2 protein-coding genes are annotated in these 429 nt (G+C 67.6%); both read right to left on the minus strand.

The genetic code is table 11. The features are described 5' to 3' along the window. On the minus strand, positions 1–323 hold a 323-nt coding region (locus EOA29_RS40220), incomplete at its 3' end, for a hypothetical protein (RefSeq protein WP_145970195.1). Then, positions 323–429, minus strand: a 107-nt coding sequence (locus EOA29_RS40225) for a BamA/TamA family outer membrane protein (RefSeq protein ID WP_145970196.1), incomplete at its 5' end; no start/stop codon positions are given. The genes EOA29_RS40225 and EOA29_RS40220, both read right to left, overlap by 1 nt.

Here is a 429-nt window from a genome sequence, read left to right on the forward strand (position 1 = left end):
GCAGCGAGGCGCTCGGCGCTGAAATTCTTCGACAGCAGCGCCAGCGGCGACCAGTCGAGCGCCACCTTGCGCGCCACCAGCCAGGGCCCGCCGCGGTCTTCGACCACGACGTGGTCGAGCCTGAGCGCGCCGGACCAGATGCCGTCTATGCCGCTGACGGTGACTTTGCGCTCGTCGCTCGACGCCAGATTCGAGCTCATGCCGGCGAGATTGTCGCGCCCGCGCTCGGTCTTGGTCAGCACGACCAGCGCGCCGACCACCGCCGCCACCACGACGAGCAGCGTGTAGAGAACAATGCGAAGGATGCGCCGGAACGTCTTCATCAGAAGGCCTGACCGATGCCGGCATAGATGCCGAAATGCGGGTCGCCCGGACCGCGGTTGAGCGGCACCGCCGCATCGACACGCAGCGGCCCGAACGGTGTAAGAT

Source organism: Mesorhizobium sp. M1E.F.Ca.ET.063.01.1.1 (assembly GCF_003998155.1).
Taxonomy (GTDB): domain Bacteria; phylum Pseudomonadota; class Alphaproteobacteria; order Rhizobiales; family Rhizobiaceae; genus Mesorhizobium.